Here is a 25045-nt window from a genome sequence, read left to right on the forward strand (position 1 = left end):
AGCCAGCAGGCGGCGCCCCTTTTTTCTTGGCTTCCCCGCAGGCGGGGAGGATTTCCTTATTCGTAGCCGTGGGCGGCCTCGTTGATGACCTGTGAGGGCATGTTCGAGAAGTCGACGGCGACCGGGCCGGCCAGTTTGGCCTGAAGCGTGCGGATGACGTGCGTCATGCGGCGGCGGACCTCGCGTTCCGCCTCGGAGCCCGTGTCGAGGCTGAGCGGGGCCAGGCAGAAGTCGATGATGCCGTCGGTGGATTTGATCGGTTCCATGGTGGGGTCCTTCCTTATTCGGCGGCGACGAACTGGGCGGTTTCGGTCGAGTCCTTGAGCGCCGTGGTCGAGGACTGGCCGTTCGAGATGACGGTAGCGACCTGGTCGAAATAGCCGGTGCCGACCTCGCGCTGGTGACGGGTGGCAGTGTAGCCGGTGGCCTCGTTGGCGAACTCGCGCTGCTGCAGCTCGGAATAGGCCGCCATGCCGCGGTCGCGGTAGCCCGAGGCCAGCTCGAACATGCCGTTGTTGAGGCTGTGGAAGCCCGCCAGGGTCACGAACTGGAACTTGTAGCCCATGGCGCCCAGCTCGCGCTGGAACTTGGCGATGGTCTCCTTGTCCAGCTTGGCCTCCCAGTTGAAGGAAGGCGAGCAGTTGTAGGCCATCAGCTTGCCGGGGTGCTCCTTCTGGATGGCCTCGGCGAACTTCTTCGCATCGTCGAGGTCGGGGTGGGAGGTCTCCCACCACAGCAGGTCGGCGGTCTTGGCATAGGCGAGACCGCGCGCGATGCAGTGGTCCAGACCGGTGCCGGGCTTGAGCCGGAAGAAGCCCTCGGGCGTGCGATCCTCGCGGTTGATGAAGGGGTGGTCGCGCTCGTCCACATCCGAGGTGATCAGCTGGGCCGACTCGGCGTCGGTGCGGGCGACAGTGATGGTGGGTGTGCCCATGACATCGGCGGCCAGACGGGCGGCGACCAGATTGCGCTCGTGCGCCTGGGTCGGGATCAGCACCTTGCCGCCCAGGTGGCCGCACTTCTTCTCACTGGCCAGCTGGTCCTCGAAGTGGACGCCGGCAGCGCCCGCCTCGATGAAGGCCTTCATGATCTCGAAGCTGTTCAGTGGCCCGCCGAAGCCGGCTTCGGCATCGGCGACGATCGGGGCGAACCACTCGCGCTTGGCGCCGCCCTCGGCGTGCTCGATCTGATCGGCGCGCTGCAGGGTGCGGTTGATGCGGCGGCACAGTTCCGGCGCGGCATTGGCGGGATAGAGCGACTGGTCCGGGTACATGGCGCCGGCGGTGTTGGCGTCGGCGGCGACCTGCCATCCGGACAGATAGATGGCCTTCAGGCCCGCGCGGACCATCTGCATCGCCTGGTTGCCGGTCACGGCGCCCAGCGCATTGATGTAGGGCTCGGTGTGCAGCAGCTCCCACAGGCGGTTGGCGCCGCGCTCGGCCAGGGTGTGGGTGATCGGCACCGAGCCGCGCAGGCGCAGCACATCCTCAGGCGTATAGGGACGCTCGATCCCGTCGAAGCGGCCCTTGGGCGACGGCACCAGGTCAGCGAAAGTGGTCATGGGTATTCCCTCGTCTTGGATGCAGGCGGCGGTCGCCACCGGTTGCGAGGAAGGAAACACGCGACGGTCACGGTTGATACACGCGCGCCGGTCGCATTCCTGACAGTTAGTCACATCATGACACTTGTGCCCCGGTCATAATATGACAGACTGCAGCCATGGCCGAGTCCTCTGATCGCAAGCTGTTTCTGGGGGGACGCCTCAAGCGGTTGCGGCGCGAGCTGGACCTGACACAGACGGCCATGGCCGCCGATCTGGGCGTTTCTCCCAGCTATCTCAATCACATAGAGCGCAATCAGCGACCCGTTACGGCCCAGCTGCTGCTGCGGCTGGCCGAGACCTATGACGTCGATCTGCGCGCCCTGAACCAGGGCGGGGTCGGCGAGGCCGAACTGGCCGAGGTGTTCGCCGACCCCCTGTTCGCCGGAATCAGCGTGCCGCGCCACGAGATCCTGCAGCTGGGCGAGGACCTGCCGGGGGCGGCCGAGGCGCTGATCCGCATCTACCGATCACTGGCCGAACAGCGCGGGCGCGCGCGGATCGAGGCCGAGCACGGCGGGATCGAGACCGGCACGCCGTCCGACTGGGTGCGCGACCACATCCAGTCGCGCAACAACCATTTCGCCGAGCTGGATACGCTGGGCGAGGCGCTTCATGCCGCCCTGTTCGACCCGGCGGGCGGGGTGCACGACAGCTTTGAGGCGGCAGCGCGGGCGCGTCTGGCGACCCGGCACCACCTGACCGTCCGGGTCATGCCCGCCGAGGTGATGGTGGAGTGGACGCGGCGGTTCGATCCGCACCGGCGGCGGCTGCTGCTGTCGGAGACGCTGGGGCCGTCGTCGCGCGCCTTTGCCGTAGCCTATCAGCTGGCCTTGAGCGAGCACGGAGCCGAGCTGGAGGCGATGACCGGGGCGGCCCGCCCCCCGGACGAGGCCACCCGGCGGCTGCTGAAGGTGTCGCTGACCAATACGCTGGCGGCCGCGACCCTGATGCCCTACGGCGCGTTTCAGGCGACGGCCGAGGACACGGCCTATGACCTCGGGCGGCTGACCGCGCGGTTCGGCGTATCGTTCGAACAGGCGGCCCACCGGCTGACCACCCTGTCCCGGCCCACGGCGCGGGGAGTGCCCTTCTTCCTGATGCGGGTCGACCAGGCGGGCAATATTTCGAAACGCTATGCCTCGGGCGCCTTTCCGTTCTCGCGGTTCGGTGGAGCCTGCCCCCGCTGGCGGCTGCATTCGGCCTTTCGCACGCCGGGGCGGATCGTCACCCAGATCATCGAGACGCCGGAGGGCGGACGCTGGTTCACCCTGGCGCGGACGGTCGGGCGACAGGGGGACGGCGCCGAAGATGGGCAGGATCTGGCCATCGGTCTGGGGTGCGAGCTGAAGCATGCGCCGCGACTGGTCTACAGCCGCGGACTGGACCTGACCGCGCCCGAGGTCACGCCGATCGGCCCGGCCTGCCGGCTGTGCCTGCGCCACCCCTGCGCCGAGCGCGCGGCGCCGCCGCTGGATCGGCCGCTGGCCGTCGACGACTGGACCAAGTCGGTCAGCCCCTATCCGTTTGAGGCGGGGTGAACCCATGATCCAGCTCGACCCGCGCACCCGGATCATGGCGGGCTGTTTTTCCGCCGTGGCCGGGTTCGTCGATGTGATCGGCTTTCTGATGACCGGCGGCTTCTTCGTGTCGTTCATGAGCGGAAACTCGACCCGGCTGGGCGTCGGCCTTGAAGAAGGAAGCCGGACGGCCGTGGTCGCCGGCGGGCTGATCGCCACCTTTGTCCTGGGCGTGATCTTGGGCGCCAGCGTCGGTCGTCTGGCCCGGGCGCACAAGGAACCGGCAACCCTCGCTCTGGTGACGGGGCTTTTGACACTGGCGCTTGTCCTGCATTGGCTGGGGCTGGGGATCGTCGCAGCGATCCCGCTGGCCTTGGCCATGGGCGCGCAGAACACCGTCTTTGCCGAGGACGGCGAGGTGCGCGTCGGACTGACCTATATGACCGGGACACTGGTGAAGCTGGGCAAGCGGATCACCGTGGCGCTGTGGGGCGGAGAGCGCCTGGGGTGGGTGCCGTATCTGTTGCTCTGGCTGGGCCTTCTAACGGGATCGGTGCTGGGGGCGGCCGGGTTCGCGCAGTTCGGGGCCAATGCCCTGATCGCTCCGGTGCTGGCCATGCTGGCGCTGACGGGGGTGTCTGCGAGCCGCTTGAGACAGCGATCCGACCCCGGTTGAGTCTCAGGGGCCTCCCCGTTTCCGCAAACGTCGGCGTTCGGCGCGGTTCAGCGGGCGGGAGTCGGAGTCCGGCAAAACAGACTCCACTTTCTCCATATCCGGAGCGGCACGGGCGGCGCGCACGGCGGCCAGCTGGGCCTCGGCCGCGCGCATGACCGCCTGACTGGAGCGCAGGGCGTCGAGGCTCTGCTCATGGGCTGCGCGCCTTCGGTCGGCGGCCTCGGCCCGGCCCTCGGCGACGGCCGTGGCCTTCAGCTGGGCATGGACCCGCGTCCAGCGCGCGGCGCCTGCGGCATCGCCCGCATCCAGCGCGGCGCAGATGCGGTGCCAGACCTTGTCGAGCGCGGTCCACAGATCGTCCACGGGCTGATCCAGATCGACCGGCGCGGGCGGCGGCAGGGGGTCGGCGCGGCGGGGATGGTCGCGGCGCAGCCAGCCCTCACGCGCAGCGCGCTGCCAGAAGGTCGACGGCGGCAGCGCCAGCTCGCGACAGACCATGGCGGCGGTCGACCCCGCCAGATAGGCCTCGCGCGCGACCGTCCAGACGTCGTCAGGGGCGGAGGGAGAGGGAGCAGCCTGTGTCATGGCAGGGACGTTGGCACGCGGGTGCGTCAGAAACGGACGGGTGGCATTCTTCCCCCCTCGGGGGAAGTGGCCCGCAGGGCCGATGGGGGCCGGGGCGTGCGCGGCGTATGAGGGTGATGATGCGGCTGACGGTCCAAGGTTCATCACAGAGAACACAGCGAATAAAAGCCACGGAGGACACAGCGAGGGGGTGCGGGGATCGAGGGCGAGTGCCCATGGGCCGGGGCCGCCTTTTCATCTCCTCCCCCCGTATGGGGGAGGTGGCGCGACGCGCAAGGGTCGGGCCGGAGGGGGCGGCGGTGCGGGTGAAGGGTTCGGGGTGTCATCCCGGAAATCGCGCCAGCGCTCACGCGTCGTTCTGATCCTGTGATCCGCGATCATCATAGACATTGATCCCGAGGTCGACATTCAGCGAGGCCAGTCGACCGAGAAGGTCGGCGTTAAACGTTTCGCCCGTATCGCCCCCCGCACGCCAGAAAACAAAGATGTTCAGTCGACCGCCCGTCCGGCTGATCTCCTCCAGGTGAGCGCGATGGGCTTCGAGAACGTCCATTATCTCCGAAATGCTGCGAGCCATTTCGCCGTCGTCCCGACGGGCGATGCGGAAGGAGCAGTAGCTCTCCTCCCTGACACCGCCGAGAGGACGCCCCGTCGGCGTGACGCGCGGCTCGCCAGCGGTCCACCCGGCCGTCATTGTCCAAGGCAGTCCGACCGCAAGATCCCGGGCGGTCGCAACCGGGTGACGGATTTGAAAGCTGACCGAACAGGCGAGAGGCTTTCCCATGAGATCAGACCGACGCCACAGACCGATCCGACACCGCGAGGCACGCGAAGAAGCCGAGGACATATTTGCGATAGATCGGCATGACGGCATCCTCGAACCATGGGTCCTCGAGCGGCATGGGATCGCGGGCGAGGGCTGTCCGGATGACCGCCTCGATATCCGGAAAGGCGGCCAGCCGTCCGGCGTCCACAGCCGCTTGGTAATCGGCGAGGAAGATATTACCCGTCAGGTCGCCTTCTTCGCTCCAAATGTCGTAAAATTGGCAAAGGATAGCGATTGCGCTGCCCGCCCGCAGCAGGTCCAGATCGACGTAATAGGCCAGCCCATCGGTATCGGCGTCGACGAACTTTATGGCATCAAACTGGTCTGCAGTACCGGAGTTGTGGCCGAACCCCTGCCAACCTTGGACCAAGTCGACGTACATGAAGAGAATGTGCCGGATAGCGCCGACGGCCTCTTCGTAGCTGTTGTCGTTGAGCATGTGCATGCCCGGGACCGTAGCGCCGGTTTGGGACAGGCACCAAGCATTTCAGGGCGGGGAAGCGCCCCCCCCCTCGTTCCGTCAGAACCACCCTGCCCTCTTCCACCCGGTGGGAGATGCCGGCGGCGTGGAGGAGGTCGGCGAGGGCGGTGACGGGGTCGGGGGTGCCGGTGTCGAGGAAGGTCTCGATGCGGGCACGCAGCGTCGGGTCACCCGAGACGGCGTCGAGGTGGTCCAGCCATTCGGCGCGGGTGAGGACGCCGTCCTCGCGGTTGGCGTCGATCAGGGGCCGGAGGAAGTCGAACCAGTCGCCGCCGGTGGCGCGGAACTGGGCGCGCTCGGCGACCAGTGCGAAAACGGCACCGCAGGCATAGAAGGCCCGGTGGTCGCCGCGGGCGGCCGCGCCCTCGATCGGGCGGACGGCGAGAGCGGCGCAGTCGTCGACCTCTTCCTGCAGCATGCCGAGCGCATCGTACGAGGGAGCGAGGGCCTTTGTGGCGCGCACGGCCATCAGGTCCGCCCCGCCCTCGGTAATCCAGGAATCGCGGGAGCGCTCGTAGCGGACGGTCTGGCCCAGCCAGAAGTGGGCGCTCTCATGGCCGATGAACCACTGGATGTAGGCGGCGGATTCGTCGGAGCGCTCGGCATTGCCGATCCCCTCGAAGCTCATGACGATCAGGCCGGGCAGGACGCTGCCGCCCATGCTCTGGAGGCCCGGGGTGGGCCCGCCCCAGCTGGCCATGATGGTCGGGCGGTCGGTCTGGCCGGGGCCCAGACGGCGGGCATAGTAGTCCGCCACGCCGGGCGCCCAGGACTCGATCGCGGCGCTGATCCAGGCGGGCAGTTGGGGGTCGGCGACGGTGACGATGCGCTCGGCCTCCTTCATGCGGGTCTGGCCGAACAGGACATAGAGGGCGCCGTCCTCGGTCACGGCCTGACGCTGGCGCTCGCCCTCAACCAGCACCGGGCCGCTGCGATCGCGCCAGGTGACGCGGGCGTTGCGTATGGCGATGTCCTGGCCATTCAGGTCCTCGGGCAGGTCACGCGCGTCATCCAGCGACGACAGGGCGAAGACATCGAAGGCCCCGGAGAACAGGGCGACCGAGCCGTCGGTGAAGGCCAGCACCGGATAATCGGCCTCGAGATTATGATTGCGGGGAGCCAGTTGCAGCCGGACCTGACGAGGCACCGGACCGCCGTCGAGACTGCGCAGGATGTCGAGGTGACCGACGCGCTCCAGCACCACGCCGGGGGTGACGACGGTCCAGTCGGCCGGACGCCAGGGCTGGCGCGTCTCCATCAGCAGTGACGAACGGATGAAGGCCCACACGGGGGCGTCCTCGCTGAAGGTGTAATCGACCGTCCACTGGTCACCGTCGCGCGTGACGGACACATCGGCGCCCGGAGTGTCCGCTTCGGCGACGACGGCCGGGGCTGCCGGGCCTGTCGCTGCGCAGGCCGCAAGGGTCAGGGGCAGGATCGCGGCCAGGGCGGCGGACGCCAGGGTCAGGTTGCGCATGGAGGTCCCTCTCGTAGAGGCGACACCCTAGCGTTGCCATTGTCGGCGTCACCTTACGCTTTGGTCAGGCTTGGGACGGATCAAGGGCCTGTTGTGCGGCCTCCAGCGCCTCGGCCATGGCGGTGCGGAGCCGGTCCGGGGCAAGGATGCGGACCTGATGGCCCCAGGTGAACAGGTGCCAGGCCAGTTCGCGCATGCCCGAGGCGGTGAAGCGGACGATCACGGAGCCATCGGGCTGGTCCTCGAAGGACTGGGTCGGGTGCCAGCGCCAGGCGCGCGCCTCGTCCGCCCCCTCGGGCAGGACGCGCAGCTCCACGTCCTCGACCTCGTCCTGATAGATGCCGAAGGAGCGGGAGGCGAAGGCCTGGAGGTCGAAACCCTCGGGCGGGCGGGCGGTGCCCTCCTCGACCGTGATGGCGCTCATCCGGTCAAGGCGAAAGGTCTGGATGCGGCCGCTCTCGCGGTCGGCGGCGACCAGATAGTTGGCCCGGCCGAACATCAGGCCGCAGGGAGTGACGATGCGCCGGCGCGAGGGGGCGCCGGGGCGGCTGTAGACAAAGCCCAGCGGGCGCTCGGCCAGGACGGCGTGGCGGATGGGGGTCAGCTCGGCCTCGTCCGCCGTGGGGCGCGGGCCGGCCTGGACGGCGATGGTCTCGGCCCGGACCAGCGCCTCAAGGTCCGGCGCCAGCCGGTTGAGGGTGGTCGAGCGCATGGCCGATTTGATCTTGCGCTCCAGCCCTTCCAGCGCGGCGGCCCGGCCCGGCTCACCGGACAGGCGGAGGCCCGAGGCGGCCTTGGCCAGCTCGACCAGTTCGCCGGCGGTCGGGGCCTGTTCAAAGGCCGACAGGCCGCCGCGGATGCGCCAGCGCTTGTGCGGAGGATCGGAGACCTCCTCGACCGCCGGGAACATCATCAGCACCGCGTCGCGCATGCGTTCGGCCGTGCGGCGGCTGACGGCGAGGTCACGCGCCATGTCGTCGAGCGACAGCCCTTCGGAGCTGGCCGCCAGACGGCGGGCCAGGTCGAGGATCAACGCTGCCTTGTCATGCCGCATGGGGGCTCCGGATGCCTACGACCGTTTCTGACGTATGTGTGCGCCATTCTATCCTTGTCATCAAGCGCCGGAGCGATCCGGCCCCGCAAACAAGGATCAGCCCCATGTTCCCGTCCAACCCCACGCCCCGCCCGACCCGCCTGGCCGACCGCTATCTGACCGTTCCGTGCGATGCCGATGGCTGCAGCGATCTGGCCGTCATCTGGGACCGGCTGGAGGAACAGGTGGTCGATGTGATCAATCTGTCGGCGACCGCCGGCTATACGGTCGAGGACCAGCTGTGGGACGAGGCGCGCTGGACCCCCGGCATCAGCGATCAGGACAGCTGGATCCCGGCGATGGCCGCCTGATCCGCGAGCGCGCTTGCGATCCGGGGCCGGGGCCGCTAGCCCTCGTCGGCTTACGGAGGACAGACCTGTATGACGACGGCTCCCCAGGACGGCGCCCGCCTGATCAATGAGGCGGTGGAGGCTTTCAAGGCCCGCGACCGCGACACCACGGCCGACAAACTGGCCCGGGCGATCAAGGCCGATCCGCCGATCGGCACCAAATGGGCCTCGGTCTCGCGACTGGCGGCGACCATGGGCGAGGTGTCGATCGCGCTGACGGCCGCGCGCCGGAACATCGCCGCGGCGCCGACGCCGGAATCGCGTCAGGCCTATGCCAATCTGCTGAGCCAGAACGGGCGTTCGGAAGAAGCCCTGCGCGAGGCCCAGGCGCTGGTGCGCGAACGGCCGAACGATCCGGCGGCGCTGCACTTTCTGGCCACCTGTCAGGTGCAGTTCGGGGACAATGACGCGGCCATCACCAATCTGCGCCGGATCCTCGACCTGCCGACCGTGGCGCTGGGGGCCGAGAACGCCTGGGCGGTGCTGGCCGGCATCAAGAAATTCACGGCCGACGATCCCGATATTCCGGCGATGGAGGCCCTGGCCGCGCGGATCGGCCATGCCCCGGAGCGCCGCCTGAACCGGGTGGTGCTGCTGTATGCGCTGGGCAAGGCCTATGACGACACCGGCCAGACCGACAAGGCGTTCGCCGCCTTCCACGAGGCCGGGCAGCTACAGATGCCGGACAGCACCTTCAATGCCGATCAGTCGGACCTGTTCGTCGATCAGGTGGTGAAGGGCTATGACGGCGCCTTCATCGACAGCCTGCCGAAGAGCGCCGTCGACAGCGACCGGCCGATCTTCATCCTGGGCCTGCCCCGGTCAGGGACGACCCTGGTCGAGCAGATTCTGGTCAGCCACTCGGCGGTGCATGACGGGGCCGAGGTCAACCTGTTCCGCCACGCCGCCATGTCGGTGCAGGGCTATACGCCCGAGGCCGTGCGCGCCGCCTTTGCCCAGCCGGGCGGAGAGACCCTGGCCACGCGGATCGGCCGGGCCTATCTGCACCTGATGGACGAGCGGTTCGGCACCGAGGGCCGGGTGATCGACAAGACGCTGAACCAGACGCGGTTCCTGGGTCTGATCCATCAGTGCCTGCCGAATGCCAAATTCATCTGGCTGCGCCGCCATCCTGCCGGGATAGCCTGGTCGTGCTTCCGCACCCGGTTTGTGAAGGGCGCCGACTGGACCCGCTCTCTAACCGACATCGCCCGGCATTTCCGGGGCGAGGACCGGCTGCATGAACACTGGACGAAGGTGCTGCCGCCCGAGACCCTGCTGACCGTGCCCTATGAGCAGCTGGTCGATGATCCAGACACCTGGATGCGGCGGATCCTCGACCACGCCGGACTGGAATGGGAGGATCAGGTCAAGGATTTCCACGCCACTGACCGGGCCGTGACCACCGCCAGCTTCGCCCAGGTGCGCCAGCCGCTCTATGCCTCATCGAAAGCGGCGTGGAAGCGGTATGAGACGCCCATGAAGCCGTTTTTCGACACCTATTACGGGCCGGGCGTCGACTACGACACGCCGTAGCGTTCGCGCATGGTCTTGATGGACCAGTCGAGCAGGGCGGTCAGCTTGTCGCGATCCACATCGGCCAGCCGGTTGAGATAGAGGCAGGTCGCGCTGGTCTTGCACTTTCCCAGCCCGTCCATGAGGTCCGGCCGCTCGGCAAAGCCGGGCATGATGTAGAGCGTCAGGTTCGCCTTGCGCGGCGAGAAGCCGATGATCGGCCAGTCGGCGGCCTTCTTCGTCGCGTTGACAAAGGTATAGCGATCATAGCCCACGATCGACGCGCCCCACATGACGGGGTCGCAACCGGTGCGCGCCCGCAGCAGGGCATCCAGTTCAATCCCGTCGGCCCGGCGCCCGGCATGGGGCATGGCGGCCAGGAATTCCTCAACTGAGGCGTCGGTCGGCAGAGTCTTCGGCTCGGACATGGGTCAGGCCCTCCCTCGCGGCGCATCATCCTCCACCATTTCGAAACCGGCAAACTCGAATCCTGGGGCAACGGTGCAGCCGACGAGGGACCAGTCGCCGAGGCTTTCGGCGGCCTGCCAGCGACCGGTCGGGACGATGATCTGGGGCTGCTGACCCGCCTCGATATCCGGGCCCAGGATCAGCCGACCGATACCGTCGATGTCCAGCGCCAGCGGGGCGCCGACATAGTGGTGCCAGATCTCTGTCGCGTCGACGCGGTGCCATTTCGACCGCTCGCCCGCACACAGCAGGAAATAGATGGCCGTGCCGACCGATCGCCCGTCGACCGTGCGCGGATCGCGAAAGGTCTCGCGGTAATGCCCGCCCTCGGGATGGGGCTGAAGGTCCAGCAGGGCGATGATGTCGGCGGGGGTCATGGGGGACTTAGAAGCGGCGGCCGCCGGGTTCGGCGACGATCTGATGGGCATCCTGCCAGATGATGCGGCCGGGGTCGCGGGTGGTCAGGATGTCGACGTGGATGCCGCAGGCCTCCAGCGCGGCCTTGAGCCGGTGCATGCGGCGAATGTGTTCGGCGGCCCCGGGCTTGAACCAGGAGAGGCCGCTCTGGTTGGCCGCCTTAGCCCGACGGTTGCGATAACGGTCACCCCCGGAGACGAAGAAGTCCGGGCGGGCCAGGTGAGTGGTGAACCAGCGATCAAGAGCGGCGAGCTCCTTGAGCGCCCAGTCCTCGGCAATCTCGCTCTGCTCGGCCAGATCCATTGCCTGAAACACGCCCAGCCGGTTGCGCTGCCGCTCGACGACCTCGAAGCAAACAAAGCGGATGTAGGTCTGGTCGAGGCCCATAGGGACCAGACTATCCACCCGCTCATCCCGGCGGAAGCCGGGATCGAGGAGGGCAGCGCCCCCACGCTGGCCGTTCAGGCTTCGGTCAAAGCACTGCGTCCCGGCTTCCGCCGGGATCAGCGGAGATAGGGGCAAATTGGCAAACTGTGTGATCGGACGGATCAGGCCTCAAGGCGCAGCAACTGTCGTCCGGTCGCGACGCAGATGGCAGCGCAACCTCGCCTCGTATCGATCTTCACTGGCTGCCCTCTGCCGACCTAAAGCCCCTTCACGATGCCTTCGACCATCTTCTTGGCGTCGGCGAACAGCATCATGGTGTTGTCGCGGAAGAAGAGTTCGTTCTCGACGCCGGCGTAGCCCGAGCCCATGCCGCGCTTGATGAACAGGACGGTGCCGGCCTTTTCCACGTCGAGGATCGGCATGCCGTAGATCGGCGACTGGGGGTCGGTCTTGGCGGCGGGGTTGGTGACGTCATTGGCGCCGATGACGAAGGCCACGTCGCAGGAGCTGAACTCGGCATTGATGTCCTCCAGCTCGAAGACCTCATCGTAGGGCACATTGGCCTCGGCCAGCAGGACGTTCATGTGGCCGGGCATGCGGCCGGCGACGGGGTGGATGGCGTATTTGACCTCGACCCCCTCCTCCTTGAGCTTGTCGGCCATCTCTCTGAGGGCGTGCTGGGCCTGGGCGACGGCCATGCCATAGCCGGGGACGATGATGACCTTGGAGGCGTTCTTCATGATGAAGGCGGCGTCCTCGGCCGAGCCCTGTTTGACGGGGCGGGTCTCGACCGCACCGGCGCCCGCCGGGCCGCTGTCACCGCCGAAGCCGCCCAGGATGACCGAGATGAAGCTGCGGTTCATGCCCTTGCACATGATGTAGCTGAGGATGGCGCCCGAGCTGCCGACGAGGGCGCCGGTGATGATCAGGGCGATGTTCTCCAGCGTGAAACCGAGGGCCGCCGCTGCCCAGCCGGAGTAGCTGTTGAGCATGGACACCACGACCGGCATGTCGGCCCCGCCGATCGGGATGATCAGCGTCGCGCCGAGGATCAGGGCGATCAGGCAGACGCCCCAGAAAGCCCAGGTGGCGGTGCCGCCCGTGCCGATCAGAATGCCGATCAGCAAGACGAGGGCGAGCGCCAGACCGATGTTGATCAGGTGGCGGGCGGGCAGCAGGATCGGCGCGCCCGACATATTGCCGTTCAGCTTGGCAAAGGCGATCACCGAGCCGGTGAAGGTGACGGCGCCGATCGCGACGCCGAGGGAAAGCTCGATGATCGACAGCATCTTGATGCCGCCGTCGGGCGTGGCGATGCCGAACGAGACCGGCGCATAGACGGCACCCACCGCCACCAAGCAGGCCGCCATGCCGACCAGGCTGTGGAAGGCGGCGACCAGCTGGGGCATCTGGGTCATCTGGACGCGCGCGGCGATCAGGGCCCCGGCCCCGCCGCCGACGATCACCCCGCCCGCGATCAGGCCAAGCGTCAGGGGATCCAGGGCGTCGGTCAGGCCGAGGGTCGCCAGCGTCACGGCGATGGCCAGCGCCATGCCGACCATGCCGAAGGTATTGCCCCGCCGGCTGGTCTCGGGACTGGAGAGGCCGCGCAGGCTGAGGATGAACAGGACACCGGAGACCAGATAGGCCAGGGCGGCAAGGGATGCGGTCATGGGCGAGGTCCCCGGAGTGTGGAGGTCAGGCGGCGGGACGGGTTCATCGGCCCATCCCCTGGGTGCGGGCGAGGCGCCACAGGGCTGCGGCGATGAACAGGGGGCTGAGGATCAGGAAGGCCCAGTCGAACGGGTCCAGCGGGCGACCGTCGATGACCACCCGCGTCAGGATGGCCGAGAACACCAGCACGACGCCGCAGTCGTTCAGCCGCACCCGGCGGATCGGGTCGCGCTCCTTGACGAACATCCAGATCCACATGCCCGCGCCCAGCCCGGTGGCGATCCAGGCGCCGACTTCGGCAATGCGGGTGGGGTCGGGCTGCATCATGCGTCAGGCGGCCGGTTTCGGCGCGGCGGCGGGGCGTTCTTTCTTGCGGTACATGGCCAGCATGCGGCGCGTGACCATGAAGCCGCCGAAGATGTTGACGCTGGCCAGCGTCACGGCCGCGACGCCCGCTCCCTTGGCGATCCAGCCGTTCATGCCCGAGGCCTCGGACACGGCCGCCGCCGCGATCAGACCGCCGACGATGATTACGCTGGAGATGGCGTTGGTCACCGCCATCAGCGGCGTGTGCAGTGCCGGTGTGACGCTCCAGACCACATAATAGCCGACGAAGATGGCCAGCACGAAGATGGCCAGACGAAAGACGGTGGGGTCGACGTGTTCCATCAGCCCTTCACTCCTTCATGGACGATGGCCCCCGCGTGCGTCACGGCGGCGGCCTTGAGGATTTCGTCGTCGAGGTCGACGGCGAGGGAGCCGTCCTTGAGCATCAGGCCGACGAAGGCGACGAGGTTTCTGGCATAGAGGCTGGAGGCGTCAGAGGCGATGCGGCCGGCCATATTGGTCCAGCCGACCAGGGTGACGCCGCCCGGCGTGGTGGCGAGCTCGCCCGCCTTGATGCCCTCGACATTGCCGCCGTTGTCGACGGCCAGATCGACGATCACCGAGCCCGGCTTCATTGAGGCGACGTGGGCGGCGGTGACCAGACGCGGGGCCGGGCGGCCGGGAATCAGGGCGGTGGTGATGACCACATCCTGTTTGACGATATGGCTGGCGGTCAGGGCCGCCTGTTTGGCCTGATAGTCGTCGGACATCGCCTTGGCATAGCCGCCTGCGGTTTCGGCGGCCTTGAACTCCTCGTCCTCGACGGCGACGAATTTGGCACCGAGCGACTCGACCTGTTCCTTGGCGGCGGGACGGACGTCGGTGGCCGTGACGACCGCGCCCAGACGCCGGGCGGTGGCGATGGCCTGAAGCCCGGCGACGCCGGCGCCCATGACGAACACCTTGGCCGCCGCGACCGTGCCCGCCGCCGTCATCATCATGGGAAAGCCGCGCCCATAGGCCGCCGCCGCCTCGATCACCGCGCGATAGCCGGCGAGGTTCGCCTGGGACGACAGGGCATCCATCACCTGGGCCCGGGAAATGCGCGGCACGAACTCCATGGCAAAGGATGTGACGCCGGCGCCAGACAGGGCCTGGACCGTGTCCTTGTCGCGCCAGGCGTCCAGCAGGGCGACGACCACCGCGCCGGGGCGCAGCGCGCTGATCTCGGAGGCCGTGGGGCCCCGCACCTTCATCAGGATGTCAGCCCCGGTCAGCGCGGTCTTGAGGTCGCGGGCGACCGTCGCACCTGCCTCGGCATAGGCGGCGTCGGGGATGGACGAGCCCAGACCGGTGCCGGTCTCGACCACGACGGTCGCACCCATACCGATCAGCTTTCTGACCATGTCGGGTGTCAGGGCAGTGCGCGTCTCGCCATCTCGGCGTTCGCGGGTCACGGCGATAGTGACGGCCAAGCGAATCCCTCCGTGGGGTGGACAGTTCAGCGACAGCCTAGGCTGTCAGGTCCCCCACGGTAAAGCGCTGGTTTTATGTGGCAGGGCCGCGAAAACGGCCCCCTGTAAATGTATCGGGGTCAGTGCTTCGCGGGCTTGGACTTGAGCGCGAAGAAGCCGATCACGGCCAACGCCGCGGCAGCGAAGAAACCGAAGACGATGCTGCCGCCCGGTTGCAGCCACAGGACGAAGAAGGTGATGAGCACCGCGATGTGCAGCGAGCCCCATTTGGCCAGGCTCATGAACAGGGAATAGGTCGCCTGCTGCTCGTGAACCGGCTGGGTGCCCTTTTGGTACTCACCGTGGGCGTTGTCGGTCTGGGGGGTGGCCATGCGGGATCATCCGGTCGGAAGGTCTGGTGTGCGGCCCTTATACCGACAGGACCGCCGGGCTCAAGCGCCGTCGATGATATCCTGAAGGACGCGGGCCAGTCTTTGCTCGAGGGAGCGACATTCTGCCTCGCTCAGGGCGAGACCGCCGGTGACCTCCTTGGAGACCGTCATGCCCATCATCAGGGCCGCCGCCATGCGGGCGCTGACCGGGCCGTGCTCGCCGCCGATCCAGGCTGCCAGCGGGTTCATGAACCGCTCGCATGACTGTTGCTGGACCACCTCCATGGCGCGCGCGGAGGAAATGGACCGCAGGATCATCTGCAGGCCCTGCATCTTCTTGGGGCTCTTGGTGCCGTAGACAATCTCGTGGGCGATTCGGGTGCCGAAGGTGGCCCGATCCTCGTCGAACAGGGTCGAGCCCTCATGGCAGTGATCGAGGGCCGCGCGAAACAGGCCCTCCTTCGAGCCGAAGTATCGGACGATCAGCGCCGGGTCGACGCCGGCGTCCCCGGCGATGTCGCGCATGCCGACGTCGTCATAACTGTCGCGCGCAAAACGGCTTTCTGCGGCCTCGAGGATCAAGGCGCGCGTGGCAGCAGCATTACGCGGGCGTGGGCCGCAGGTGGGAAAGGCCAATCGGATCTCCGGTTAATGTCCTCACGACCTATATGGCTTTGTCATCAGCTGTTGACAAGCGAAACAGACATCACCATTAAGTCACCCGTCGTTGACACCGCGCTTCCTCCCCGTTCGCGCCGTGCCGCTTTCCAACCTGTTTGAGCCGGCCCGCCCGGCCCCCGGAGACTGCGCAGATGCGCCATTTCAAGATCATGGCCGTGGCCGTGCTGATCACGAGCCTGCTGTATGGATGCACCGACCGGAGCGAAGCGCAGGGCCCGCCCCCGGCGCCCGAGGTGTCGGTTGCTACCCCGCTGGTCGATCAGGTGGTCGACTGGGACGAGTTCACCGGCCGCTTCGAGGCGCCGCAGAGCGTGGACGTCCGGGCCCGCGTGGGTGGCTACATCCAGGCCGTGCACTTCCGCGACGGTCAGTATGTCCGCAAGGGGCAGCTGCTGTTCACCCTGGACCCGCGTCCGGCCCAGGCGGCCCTGGCTTCGGCCCGGGCCCAGGCGGCACAGGCCGAAGCCCAGGTCGCTCTGGCCCGCAGTGAGCTGGCCCGCGCTGAATCGCTGCTGGAAATTCAGGCCGTGTCCCAGGCCGAGGTCGATCAGAAGCGCGCCGCCGTCCAGACCGCAGAGGCCGCTGTCGCCTCAGCCCGGGCCGCCGTGCGCGGCCGGGAACTGGACGTCGAGTTCACCCGCGTGACTGCGCCTATCTCGGGACGCGTCTCGGACCGGCGCGTCGACGCCGGCAATCTGGTCGGGGGCGGATCGTCCGCCGCCGACGTGCTGACCACCATCGTCGCCTCCAGCCCCATCCACTTTGTGTTCGAAGCCTCGGAAGCGGTGATGCTGCGCTATCAACGCGATGCCCGCGACGGCACGTCCGCGCCGATCCGCATCCGTCTGCAGGACGAGACCGGCTTCCGCTGGAGTGGCACGGTCGACTTTTCGGACAACGTCGTCGACAGCGCCTCGGGCACCATCCGCCTGCGCGCCGTGGTGCAGAACGGCGACGGCTTCCTGAAGCCTGGCCTGTTCGGTCAGGCGCGTGTCGCCGGTGCCGCCCCCTATCAGGCCCTGCTGGTGCCCGATGCGGCCGTCGCCACCGATCAGGCCCGCCGCGTCGTCTATGTGGTCGATGCCGAGAACAAGGTGATTGCGCGCCCGGTCGAGCTGGGACCGCTGTCCGACGGCCTGCGCGTGATCCGCTCTGGGATCGAGTCCACCGACCGGGTGATCGTCAACGGCCAGCTGCGCGCCCGTCCGGGTCAGCCGGTTACGCCGAAAACGGTCGAGATCGAACGCACCCCGACCGACAGCCAGGCGCCCGTGACCCGTGCCCCCCCTGCGGCCACCGCCACCCCGGCGGGCGCCCTGTCGCAACGTCGCTAAGCGAAAGACCGGCCCAGCCATGAACATCTCTCGCTTCTTTATCGACCGGCCGATCTTTGCGGCCGTGATCGCGGTCTTCATCACCCTGATGGGCGCCTTCGCCTATCCGCTGCTGCCGCTGTCGCAGTATCCGGAGATCGCGCCGCCGACGATCAGCATCAACACCGCCTATCCGGGCGCCTCGGCCGAGACAGTGGCCGAGACGGTCGCTGCGCCGATCGAGCAGGAGGTCAACGGTGTCGAGGGGATGCTCTACATCTCGTCCTCCTCGACCTCGGACGGGACGGTGGCGGTGACCGTCACCTTCAACCCGGGCACGGATCTGGATGCCGCCCAGGTGCTGGTCCAGAACCGGGTGGCGCTGGCCGAGCCGCGTCTGCCGGAACAGGTACGCCAGATCGGCGTGACGGTGAACAAGCAGGAGAGCGGCTTCCTGATGATCCTGGGGCTGACGTCCCCGGACCAGTCGCTGGATAACGACTATGTCGGCAACTATGCCAACTCGGTCCTGCGCGACCGGTTGCTGCGCCTCGAAGGCGTGGGCGCGGTCCAGATCTTCGGCGGCGGCAACTATTCCATGCGGGTCTGGATCGACCCGGCCAAGGCGGCCCAGCGCGGCCTGACCGGCCCGGACATCGTCGCCGCCCTGCGCGCCCAGAACGTTCAGGCCGCAGCGGGCGCCATCGGCCAGCCGCCGTTCGACACCAATGCCGCGGCCTTCCAGCTGCCGGTGCAGGTCGAGGGCCGCCTGACCGACCCGAACGAGTTCTCGAACATCGTCATCAAGACCGATGCCGAAGGGCGCGTGACGCGCGTCCGCGACGTGGCGCGTGTCGAACTGGGCGCGCAGGATTACGGCATCCGCGGCTTCTTCGACGGCGAGCGCGGCGTGGGCATGGCGATCATCCAGCAGCCGGGCGCCAATGCGCTGGGCACGGCGGACCGGGTCATGGCCGAGGTCGAGGCCATCCGGGCCGAGCTGCCGCCCGGGATGGACATCTCCATCCCCTATAATCCGACGGAGTTCGTCGCGGCCTCGGTCGAGTCGGTTCAGCACACCCTGATGGAAGCCATCTTGCTGGTGGTGCTGGTGGTGGTGGTGTTCCTGCAGACCTGGCGGGCGGCGATCATCCCGATCGTGGCCATTCCGGTGGCGCTGGTGGCGACCTTCGCCGTGCAGCTGATGCTGGGCTATTCGATCAACTCGCTGAGCCTGTTCGCGCTGGTGCTGGCGGTCGGCATCGTGGTCGATGACGCCATCGTCGTGGTCGAGAATGTGGAACGCTATATCCGCGAGGGTCTGGCCCCCAAGGAGGCGGCCTATCGCTCCATGCAGGAGGTGTCGGGCGCGCTGATCTCGATCGGGCTGGTGCTGGTTTCGGTGTTCGTGCCGACCATGTTCGTGCCCGGCATTCCCGGCATCTTCTATCGCGAGTTTGCCATCGTCATCACCACGGCCTCGGTCGTGTCGCTGCTGGTGTCGCTGACGCTGTCGCCGGCCATGGCCGCCATGCTGCTGAAGCCGCACAAGGCGCACGACGATCATGAGCGCAAGCCCGGCGTTCTGGGCACGGGCCTGCACTACCTCGGCTACGCCGGGCGCAAGTTCAACGAGGGCTTTGACTGGCTGTCGGACCGCTACGGGCGGCTGACCGCGCGGCTGATCCGCAAGCTGGTGCTGGTGTTCAGCGTCTATGCCTTGCTGCTGGTGGGCACGGGTTTCACCCTGTTCAACACGCCGTCCGGCTTCATTCCGGAGCAGGATCAGGGCTTCCTCATTGGCGTCGTGCAACTGCCGCCCGGGGCCTCGCTGGACCGGACGCAGGAGGTCATGGCGCGCGCCTCGCAGATCATCCGCGACACCGAGGGCGTCGACGGCGCCATCGCCTTTGCCGGTCTGGACGGGTCGAGCTTCTCGTTCGGATCCAATGCCGCGACCATCTTTGTGCGGCTGGACGCTTTCGAAGAGCGCAAGACGGCCGAGCAGGCTGCGGCCGCCCTGGCCGGGGCGATCACGGGCGCGACCATGGGCATCCAGGACGCCAACATCTTTGTCATCGCCCCGCCCGCCGTGCAGGGACTGGGCAACGGCAACGGCTTCCAGATGATGGTGCAGGACACCTCCGGCGCGGGCTATGTGCCGCTGGAAGGCGCGACCTTTGGCATGATGGGGGCTGCGGCCCAGGCGCCCGAGGCGGTCAATCAGGTGTTCTCGACCTATAATACCGGCTCGCCGCGTATCGCCGCCGATGTCGACCGCGACCGGGCGCTGATGATGGGCGTCCAGCCCGCCGATGTGTTCAACACCCTGGGGGTCTATCTGGGCTCGGCCTATGTCAACGACTTCAACTATCTGGGCCGCACCTTCCGGGTGACGGCGCAGGCGGAGCCTGCGGCCAGGGACGACATTGCCGATATCGCCGCTCTGGAGACGCGTTCGGCCTCGGGCGCCATGGTGCCGATCGGATCGATCGCCACCCTGCGCGAGGAATCCGGCCCCTCGCGGATCGTGCGCTACAACCTGTTCCCGGCCGCCGAGCTGCAGGGACAGGCGGCGCCGGGCGTGTCGTCGGGTGAGGCGATCGCGCGGATGGAGGCATTGGCCGAAGCCACCCTGCCCCCGGGATTCTCGTATGAATGGACCGGCCTTGCGCTGCAGGAGAAGCAGTCCTCGGGCGGGGCGACGCTGGTGTTCGTCATGGCCGTGGTGTTCGTCTTCCTGGTGCTGGCCGCGCAGTATGAGGCCTTCACCCTGCCGCTGGCGGTCGTGCTGATCGTGCCGATGTGCATCCTGGCCGCCATGGTCGGGGTCAATCTGGCGGGGCTGGACAACAACATCCTGGTGCAGGTGGGGCTGGTGGTTCTGATCGCGCTGGCGGCCAAGAACGCCATCCTGATCGTGGAGTTCGCCAAACAGGCCGAGGACGAGGGGCTGAACCGCTGGGACGCCGCCGTGCGCGCCTCGCGGACCCGCCTGCGTCCGATCCTGATGACGTCGTTCGCCTTCATCTTTGGCGTGCTGCCGCTGATGCTGGCCACGGGCCCCGGGGCGGAGATGCGCCAGTCGCTGGGGACGGCGGTCGTGTCGGGCATGATCGGGGTGACCTTCTTCGGCCTGATCTTCACGCCGGCCTTCTATGTCTTCATGCGGTGGGTGGCGTCGAAGCTGCCCGGCGCGGAGAAAAAGGCTGCGCCGGACACCCGCAATCCGACGCCGGCTCCGGCCCAGGGAGAAATCGTATGATGCGCCTGTCTTTGCTGCTGAAGGGGCGCGTCGCGGCCTCGGCTCTGGCGCTGGGGCTGACCGTCTCGGCCTGCGCCACCGCACCGGTCGGCACCCCGCAGGTCCTGCCTGAAGCGACCGCCGGCGGCTTCGTCGCCGATACCGGTCAGGGCACGGTCAGCGCCCCGGCTCGCGACGACTGGTGGCGTCTGTATGACGACCCGATGCTGGATGCGCTGGTGCTGCAGGCGCTGGGCAACAACAATGAGCTGGAGGCCGCCGTCGCCAATCTGCGGGTGGTGCGGGCCTCACTGGGTGAAGCGCGGGCCGCGCGTCTGCCCTCGACCCGACTGGGCGCGTCGGGCAGCTATGGCCGACCGGCCGCGACCACGGTGCCGGGCTCGGGCGGCCAGCCGCTGGACGAGACCGAGACCTACGACGTCGGACTGGACGTGGCCTATGAGATCGACCTGTTCGGACGGGTCGGCTCGACCATCGCCGCCGCGCGCGCCGATGCCGATGCGGCCGAGGCGGCGCTGGATGTGGTGCGCGTCAGCGTCGCCGCCGAAACGGCGCGAGCCTACACCGAGGTCTGCTCCGCCAATGTGCAGATCGCGGTCGCCGAACAGACCATCGACCTGCAATCGCGGACGCTGGAGCTGACCGAGCGGTTGCTGGGTGCGGGCTCGGGCACCGGTCTGGATGTCGCCCGGGCGCGCTCGGCCGTGGCCTCCAGCCAGGCGGCCCTGCCCCCCCTGCGGGCCCAGAAGGACGCGGCCGTATTCCGTCTGGCGACCCTCACGGGCGTGACCCCGCGCGAGGTCAAGCAGGTGGTCGTCGACTGTGCCGCCCCGCCCCGCCTGACCCAGCCGATCCCGGTGGGGGATGGCGCGGCCCTGCTGGCCCGCCGGCCCGATGTGCGCCAGGCCGAACGGGATCTGGCCGCCGCCAGTGCCCGCGTCGATGTGGCAACCGCCAGCCTCTATCCCAGCATTCAGCTGGGCGGGTCGATTGGTTCCACGGCGACGGACCTGGGCGAGCTGGGCAGTGACGGCGCGCTGCGGTTCAGCGTCGGACCGTTGATCAGCTGGTCCTTCCCCAATGTGGCGGTGGCCCGGTCGCGGATCGAGGCGGCGGGGGGTCTGGCCGAGGCGGCGCTGGCCCGCTTTGACCAGACGGTGCTGGTCGCCCTGCAGGAAACCGAGACGGCGCTGTCGGCCTATGGCCATGCCCTGGACCGCCGGCAGGCGCTGACGGTGTCTCGCGATGCAGCGGCAGACGCGGCGCGGCTGGCCCGGGCCCGGTTCGATGCCGGGGCCGACAGCTTCCTGACCGTGCTGGATGCCGAGCGCACCCTGGCCCAGACCGACGCCGCCCTGGCCCAGGCCGAGGCGCAGGTGGCGGATCTGCAGATCCAGCTGTTCAAGGCGCTGGCCGGCGGCTGGGCTCCGGAAGACCTGGCGAACTGACAAAAGAAGAGGCCGCCGGGGTAACCCGGCGGCCTTGGAAGTCGCGTCCAGGAGCGGACGTTCGGTTGGGGATGGTGTCTTCGTCAGAAGGTGTAGCGGGCGCCGATGAAGAACTGCCGTCCCGTGTGGTGATAGACCGAGGTCGACTGGCGATCATCGTCACCGACCCACTGGTGGTTTTCCTCGTCGGTCAGGTTGATGCCCTCGAAGCTGATCGTGACATCGTCGGTCAGCTTGTAGGACGACGAGACGTCGATGTTCAGAGTCTCCATCTTGCCTTCCACGGCGTTGCCGTTCCGGCCCGGGATGTTCTGCAGATACTCGTCGCGGTACGAGGCCGAGACCCGGGCCGAAAAGCGGTCATCCTCGTAGTAGAGGGTGCCGTTGTAGGCCGTGGGCGACAGCTGCGCGAGGTCGTTGGTCACGAAGGCTGTGCACAGGGAAGTGGTGCAGTAGTCGATCTCGGACTCAACGTTCGTGTAGTTCAGCTGGATGCCGAAGTTGGAGAACGGATCCGGGAGGAAGGTGAACGGCGTCTGGAAGCTGATCTCGAAGCCCTTCAGCGGTCCGCCGTCCGTATTCGCCGCACTGGTCAGGGCGAAGATGGTGGTCGGCGAACAGCTGCCCGTGCAGAAGCTGGGATCGAAGGCCGACGGGTTGAGCGCCGTCAGCTGTTCGTAGGTCAGATCCTGACGGACCACCTGGATGTAGGTGTCGATGTCCTTGTAGAAGTACGCAAAGGAAAGCAGGCTTTCCGGCGCGAAATACCACTCGACGGCAAAGTCGTAGGTCTTGGCCCGGAACGGCTCCAGCTCCACATTGCCGATCGTGGCGGTATAGTTGGGACCCGTGGCGTTCAGCGACGTCGTCGGCACCAGATAGTTGGCTCCGGACATGGCGTTGTTGATCTGGGGCCGGGCCATGACCTTGGCCGCACCGAAGCGCACCAGGACATTGTCGACCGGCTCATAGGTCAGGTTCAGGGACGGCAGGGTGTCCTGGTACTCATGGGTGTCGAACACCAGGGTGCCGCCGCCGGTCGAGCTGTAGCCCTCGGCATAGAGGCTGGTCCAGACGTGGCGCAGGCCGACGTTGCCGCGGAACGGACGCCCGAAGACATCGGCATCGAAGTCCGCCTGGACATAGAGGGCGACATCCTCTTCCTCAAGGAAGCGGTTTCCGCCCCGGGCGCTGCCGACCGTGATGCTGCCGAGGGTGAAATCACCGCCGGGAACACCCGTGTCGCAGTTGCAATAGATGTTGAACAGGTCAGCCAGGGCATTCAGGTCTGGAATGACCCAGGTCGAGTCATTGCCTGCGGGGCCGAAGCCACTGCCGAAACCGGTCACCAGGGTCGTGATATCGGCCATGGTGACACCGCCCGGCAGGGCCGGAACGATGGTCTCATTGTTCCGGCGGAACAGATAAGCGTCGGACGAGAAGGTCTTCCAGTTGGCGCCCGTCCGCAGGGTCACGAAGGGGGTAACGTCAAACTCCAGATCCGCCTGAAGGGACTCGAAGATGGTGTCCACGCCCTGGGGACGGATACGGATTTCCGAACGCGGCACACTGGTGCCGTCCTGACGCCAGCTCCAGGCCGCCGGATCCGCGACGTTGAAGCCGTAGTCGATCAGTGGCGTATTGGGGTTGCCGCGGAAGTCGAACGAATAGCCCTGGGTGTTCTGACGGTCGATTGTGACCGTCGTCTGGAAGGGGTTCTCATAGTTCGACTCGGCGCGACCGGCGAAGAAGCGACCCCGGGTGCGATCCGAGAAGTCATGCTCGACCGTGAAGCCGACCTGCAGGAACTGGGTCTCCAGCTGGTCGAAGCGGGCCTCGCTGCGGACGTCGATATTGTCGAACAGGCCGTAGACCAGGGTGTTGTTCTCGACCACGGCGTCGCGGACGATGATCTGGGTCTGGCCGCCGGCACCGGCGTTGCGGCTGAAGGACAGCGACTCGAGGAAATGCTCCTCGCGGGTCGAATCCAGCTGGGAATAGAGGACATCCAGGCTGACGGTGGTCGAGTCGGCCGGGCGCCATTGCAGCGAGCCGGTCAGGCCGAGGCGTTCCTGATGGTGGGTCAGGCGGCCATAGCGCGGCAGGCGTGGAATGAAGACGTTGGGCTGGTTGGCCGTTTCATAGGCGGTGACATTGCCCGGTGTATTGGTCGGACGCGCGACCCCCGTGGCACAGTTGGCCGCGCTCGACCCGTTCGAGCCGCTGTTGCCCGGGTTCTGGGGCGAATAGCCGAGCGGCGAGCAGAACCCGCCCGAGCTGCCGGAGCCGACGGCAGGCGCCCAGCGCACCGAGCTGAAGCCTTCCTCGAAGGAGTCCTTCTCGCTGTAGGCCACCGACAGCAGGGCGCCGAACTGGTCCTGGTCGCCGAAGGTGTTGCTGACCAGGAAGGCCGCGCGCGGGTTCCAGTTTTCAGACAGGTCGTTGTATCCGGCCTGGATCGAGAAGGCCATTCGCTGGCCCCGGAAGTCGAACGGGCGGGCGGTCTGCAGGTCGATGGTTGCGCCCAGCGAGCCCTCTTCGGTTTCGGCCGCGGCGGTCTTGCGGACCTTGATCGAGTTGAAGAGTTCCGAGGCAAAGACGTTGAAGTCGAAGCCGCGACCGCGGTTCGCGCCGCCCGAGGAGTCGGTGCCGCCGGTGGTGGCCTGGGCCTCCATGCCGTTGATACGGGTGCGGGTGAAGTCGGAGCTGAGACCGCGCACGGTCAGCTGGCGGCCCTCCCCGGCGTCGCGGTCAATCGACACGCCCGGAATGCGCTGAATGGCCTCGGCCAGGTTGGTGTCGGGGAAATCGGCGATGTCCTCGGCCATGATGACATCGACGATGCCGGCCTCGTTGCGCTTGATGTCCAGGGCGGCGGCAAGGCTGCCGCGGTAGCCGGTGACGACGATCTCATCGACCTCGGACTCGGGTTCACCCGCGTCCTGCGCGGCGACACCACCGACGCCGAGACACAGCGCAAGCGCCATGCCCGAACCACCGGCGAACAGATAACGGCGCAGGGACGCGCCCGAATTTTGGCTGTGCAACATATGCCTCCTCCCAAGGACATACAGGACGCCGGAGGTTAGCCCCGGT

General features: G+C 67.6%; 24 protein-coding genes. 7 read left to right on the forward strand and 17 right to left on the reverse strand.

Annotated features, from left to right (window positions below; translation table 11 throughout):
- Positions 1 to 56: 56 nt before the first annotated feature.
- A complete protein-coding gene (locus V7672_RS02440) occupies positions 57 to 266 on the reverse strand; it encodes a hypothetical protein (RefSeq protein WP_335623075.1) in 210 nt (69 codons plus the stop codon).
- 14 nt (positions 267 to 280) lie between these two features.
- Entirely contained in the window at positions 281 to 1561 is a 1281-nt protein-coding gene (gene aceA / locus V7672_RS02445) for an isocitrate lyase (protein ID WP_335623076.1), read from the reverse strand.
- Positions 1562 to 1719: 158 nt separating this feature from the next.
- On the opposite strand from aceA, the gene V7672_RS02450 reads away from it, so the two are divergent.
- Entirely contained in the window at positions 1720 to 3141 is a 1422-nt protein-coding gene (locus V7672_RS02450) for a helix-turn-helix domain-containing protein (protein ID WP_335623077.1), read from the forward strand.
- Positions 3142 to 3145: 4 nt separating this feature from the next.
- Entirely contained in the window at positions 3146 to 3796 is a 651-nt protein-coding gene (locus V7672_RS02455; RefSeq protein ID WP_335623078.1) for a YoaK family protein, read from the forward strand.
- 3 nt (positions 3797 to 3799) lie between these two features.
- Here the strand turns inward: V7672_RS02455 and V7672_RS02460 are convergent, their stop codons facing one another.
- From V7672_RS02460 to V7672_RS02480, 5 genes are all read right to left on the reverse strand, one after another.
- The gene (locus V7672_RS02460) at positions 3800 to 4381 is read right to left on the reverse strand and encodes a hypothetical protein (protein WP_335623079.1); all 582 of its coding nucleotides are present in this window, start codon (positions 4379 to 4381) and stop codon (positions 3800 to 3802) included.
- A gap of 346 nt (positions 4382 to 4727) precedes the next feature.
- Complete coding sequence (locus V7672_RS02465; protein ID WP_335623080.1) at positions 4728 to 5075, reverse strand: hypothetical protein; 348 nt, start codon at positions 5073 to 5075, stop codon at positions 4728 to 4730.
- A gap of 94 nt (positions 5076 to 5169) precedes the next feature.
- A complete protein-coding gene (locus V7672_RS02470; protein WP_335623081.1) occupies positions 5170 to 5589 on the reverse strand; it encodes a hypothetical protein in 420 nt (139 codons plus the stop codon).
- Positions 5522 to 7165: a hypothetical protein gene (locus V7672_RS02475; protein ID WP_335623082.1), complete on the reverse strand. Its 1644-nt coding sequence runs from the start codon at positions 7163 to 7165 to the stop codon at positions 5522 to 5524. Before V7672_RS02475 ends, V7672_RS02470 begins: the two co-directional genes overlap by 68 nt.
- 64 nt (positions 7166 to 7229) lie before the next feature.
- The gene (locus V7672_RS02480; protein ID WP_335623083.1) at positions 7230 to 8219 is read right to left on the reverse strand and encodes a helix-turn-helix transcriptional regulator; all 990 of its coding nucleotides are present in this window, start codon (positions 8217 to 8219) and stop codon (positions 7230 to 7232) included.
- Between the two features lie 104 nt (positions 8220 to 8323).
- On the opposite strand from V7672_RS02480, the gene V7672_RS02485 reads away from it, so the two are divergent.
- Both V7672_RS02485 and V7672_RS02490 read left to right on the forward strand, forming a co-directional pair.
- Positions 8324 to 8569, forward strand: coding sequence for a hypothetical protein (locus tag V7672_RS02485; protein ID WP_335623084.1), 246 nt, complete (start codon positions 8324 to 8326; stop codon positions 8567 to 8569).
- Between the two features lie 69 nt (positions 8570 to 8638).
- Entirely contained in the window at positions 8639 to 10144 is a 1506-nt protein-coding gene (locus tag V7672_RS02490) for a sulfotransferase (RefSeq protein ID WP_335623085.1), read from the forward strand.
- Here V7672_RS02490 and V7672_RS02495 read toward each other — a convergent pair.
- The 9 genes from V7672_RS02495 to V7672_RS02535 all read right to left on the reverse strand — a co-directional run bounded on the left by V7672_RS02495 (position 10129) and on the right by V7672_RS02535 (position 15878).
- Positions 10129 to 10551: a DUF1801 domain-containing protein gene (locus tag V7672_RS02495; RefSeq protein WP_335623086.1), complete on the reverse strand. Its 423-nt coding sequence runs from the start codon at positions 10549 to 10551 to the stop codon at positions 10129 to 10131. The genes V7672_RS02490 and V7672_RS02495 overlap by 16 nt on opposite strands.
- Before the next feature lie 3 nt (positions 10552 to 10554).
- Positions 10555 to 10968, reverse strand: coding sequence for a cupin domain-containing protein (locus tag V7672_RS02500; protein WP_335623087.1), 414 nt, complete (start codon positions 10966 to 10968; stop codon positions 10555 to 10557).
- 7 nt (positions 10969 to 10975) lie between these two features.
- Complete coding sequence (locus V7672_RS02505) at positions 10976 to 11395, reverse strand: hypothetical protein (protein ID WP_335623088.1); 420 nt, start codon at positions 11393 to 11395, stop codon at positions 10976 to 10978.
- Positions 11396 to 11652: 257 nt separating this feature from the next.
- Complete coding sequence (locus V7672_RS02510) at positions 11653 to 13068, reverse strand: NAD(P)(+) transhydrogenase (Re/Si-specific) subunit beta (protein WP_335623089.1); 1416 nt, start codon at positions 13066 to 13068, stop codon at positions 11653 to 11655.
- Between the two features lie 43 nt (positions 13069 to 13111).
- Positions 13112 to 13396, reverse strand: a complete 285-nt coding sequence (locus V7672_RS02515) for a hypothetical protein (protein WP_335623090.1) — start codon at positions 13394 to 13396, stop codon at positions 13112 to 13114.
- A 3-nt stretch (positions 13397 to 13399) separates the two neighbouring features.
- Complete coding sequence (locus V7672_RS02520; RefSeq protein WP_209116834.1) at positions 13400 to 13738, reverse strand: NAD(P) transhydrogenase subunit alpha; 339 nt, start codon at positions 13736 to 13738, stop codon at positions 13400 to 13402.
- Positions 13738 to 14871, reverse strand: coding sequence for a Re/Si-specific NAD(P)(+) transhydrogenase subunit alpha (locus tag V7672_RS02525; RefSeq protein ID WP_335623091.1), 1134 nt, complete (start codon positions 14869 to 14871; stop codon positions 13738 to 13740). The genes V7672_RS02520 and V7672_RS02525 overlap by 1 nt, the downstream gene beginning before the upstream one ends.
- A gap of 119 nt (positions 14872 to 14990) precedes the next feature.
- Entirely contained in the window at positions 14991 to 15242 is a 252-nt protein-coding gene (locus V7672_RS02530) for an aa3-type cytochrome c oxidase subunit IV (protein ID WP_335623092.1), read from the reverse strand.
- Positions 15243 to 15302: 60 nt separating this feature from the next.
- Positions 15303 to 15878, reverse strand: a complete 576-nt coding sequence (locus V7672_RS02535) for a TetR/AcrR family transcriptional regulator (RefSeq protein ID WP_335623093.1) — start codon at positions 15876 to 15878, stop codon at positions 15303 to 15305.
- Between the two features lie 176 nt (positions 15879 to 16054).
- Between V7672_RS02535 and V7672_RS02540 the strand changes: the two genes are divergently transcribed.
- Genes V7672_RS02540 through V7672_RS02550 form a run of 3 tightly spaced genes read left to right on the forward strand, consistent with a single transcriptional unit; the run spans position 16055 to position 21949 of the window.
- On the forward strand, positions 16055 to 17257 hold the full coding sequence (locus V7672_RS02540; RefSeq protein WP_335623094.1) for an efflux RND transporter periplasmic adaptor subunit: 1203 nt from the start codon (positions 16055 to 16057) through the stop codon (positions 17255 to 17257).
- Between the two features lie 19 nt (positions 17258 to 17276).
- Positions 17277 to 20501: an efflux RND transporter permease subunit gene (locus V7672_RS02545; protein ID WP_335623095.1), complete on the forward strand. Its 3225-nt coding sequence runs from the start codon at positions 17277 to 17279 to the stop codon at positions 20499 to 20501.
- On the forward strand, positions 20498 to 21949 hold the full coding sequence (locus tag V7672_RS02550; RefSeq protein ID WP_335623096.1) for a TolC family protein: 1452 nt from the start codon (positions 20498 to 20500) through the stop codon (positions 21947 to 21949). The genes V7672_RS02545 and V7672_RS02550 overlap by 4 nt, the downstream gene beginning before the upstream one ends.
- Positions 21950 to 22032: 83 nt before the next feature.
- On the opposite strand, the gene V7672_RS02555 is transcribed toward V7672_RS02550, so the two are convergent.
- Positions 22033 to 24999: a TonB-dependent receptor gene (locus tag V7672_RS02555; protein WP_335623097.1), complete on the reverse strand. Its 2967-nt coding sequence runs from the start codon at positions 24997 to 24999 to the stop codon at positions 22033 to 22035.
- Between the last annotated feature and the right edge of the window lie 46 nt (positions 25000 to 25045).

The organism is Brevundimonas sp., assembly GCF_036963785.1.
Classification (GTDB): Bacteria; Pseudomonadota; Alphaproteobacteria; order Caulobacterales; family Caulobacteraceae; genus Brevundimonas.

Bases quoted from the DNA above. Each gene is read 5' to 3' on its own strand.
- V7672_RS02440 (WP_335623075.1), bottom strand. From the start codon at position 266: ATGGAACCGATCAAATCCACCGACGGCATCATCGACTTCTGCCTGGCC.
- aceA (WP_335623076.1), bottom strand. From the start codon at position 1,561: ATGACCACTTTCGCTGACCTGGTGCCGTCGCCCAAGGGCCGCTTCGAC.
- V7672_RS02450 (WP_335623077.1), top strand. From the start codon at position 1,720: ATGGCCGAGTCCTCTGATCGCAAGCTGTTTCTGGGGGGACGCCTCAAG.
- V7672_RS02455 (WP_335623078.1), top strand. From the start codon at position 3,146: ATGATCCAGCTCGACCCGCGCACCCGGATCATGGCGGGCTGTTTTTCC.
- V7672_RS02460 (WP_335623079.1), bottom strand. From the start codon at position 4,381: ATGACACAGGCTGCTCCCTCTCCCTCCGCCCCTGACGACGTCTGGACG.
- V7672_RS02465 (WP_335623080.1), bottom strand. From the start codon at position 5,075: ATGACGGCCGGGTGGACCGCTGGCGAGCCGCGCGTCACGCCGACGGGG.
- V7672_RS02470 (WP_335623081.1), bottom strand. From the start codon at position 5,589: ATGTACGTCGACTTGGTCCAAGGTTGGCAGGGGTTCGGCCACAACTCC.
- V7672_RS02475 (WP_335623082.1), bottom strand. From the start codon at position 7,165: ATGCGCAACCTGACCCTGGCGTCCGCCGCCCTGGCCGCGATCCTGCCC.
- V7672_RS02480 (WP_335623083.1), bottom strand. From the start codon at position 8,219: ATGCGGCATGACAAGGCAGCGTTGATCCTCGACCTGGCCCGCCGTCTG.
- V7672_RS02485 (WP_335623084.1), top strand. From the start codon at position 8,324: ATGTTCCCGTCCAACCCCACGCCCCGCCCGACCCGCCTGGCCGACCGC.
- V7672_RS02490 (WP_335623085.1), top strand. From the start codon at position 8,639: ATGACGACGGCTCCCCAGGACGGCGCCCGCCTGATCAATGAGGCGGTG.
- V7672_RS02495 (WP_335623086.1), bottom strand. From the start codon at position 10,551: ATGTCCGAGCCGAAGACTCTGCCGACCGACGCCTCAGTTGAGGAATTC.
- V7672_RS02500 (WP_335623087.1), bottom strand. From the start codon at position 10,968: ATGACCCCCGCCGACATCATCGCCCTGCTGGACCTTCAGCCCCATCCC.
- V7672_RS02505 (WP_335623088.1), bottom strand. From the start codon at position 11,395: ATGGGCCTCGACCAGACCTACATCCGCTTTGTTTGCTTCGAGGTCGTC.
- V7672_RS02510 (WP_335623089.1), bottom strand. From the start codon at position 13,068: ATGACCGCATCCCTTGCCGCCCTGGCCTATCTGGTCTCCGGTGTCCTG.
- V7672_RS02515 (WP_335623090.1), bottom strand. From the start codon at position 13,396: ATGATGCAGCCCGACCCCACCCGCATTGCCGAAGTCGGCGCCTGGATC.
- V7672_RS02520 (WP_209116834.1), bottom strand. From the start codon at position 13,738: ATGGAACACGTCGACCCCACCGTCTTTCGTCTGGCCATCTTCGTGCTG.
- V7672_RS02530 (WP_335623092.1), bottom strand. From the start codon at position 15,242: ATGGCCACCCCCCAGACCGACAACGCCCACGGTGAGTACCAAAAGGGC.
- V7672_RS02540 (WP_335623094.1), top strand. From the start codon at position 16,055: ATGCGCCATTTCAAGATCATGGCCGTGGCCGTGCTGATCACGAGCCTG.
- V7672_RS02545 (WP_335623095.1), top strand. From the start codon at position 17,277: ATGAACATCTCTCGCTTCTTTATCGACCGGCCGATCTTTGCGGCCGTG.
- V7672_RS02550 (WP_335623096.1), top strand. From the start codon at position 20,498: ATGATGCGCCTGTCTTTGCTGCTGAAGGGGCGCGTCGCGGCCTCGGCT.
- V7672_RS02555 (WP_335623097.1), bottom strand. From the start codon at position 24,999: ATGTTGCACAGCCAAAATTCGGGCGCGTCCCTGCGCCGTTATCTGTTC.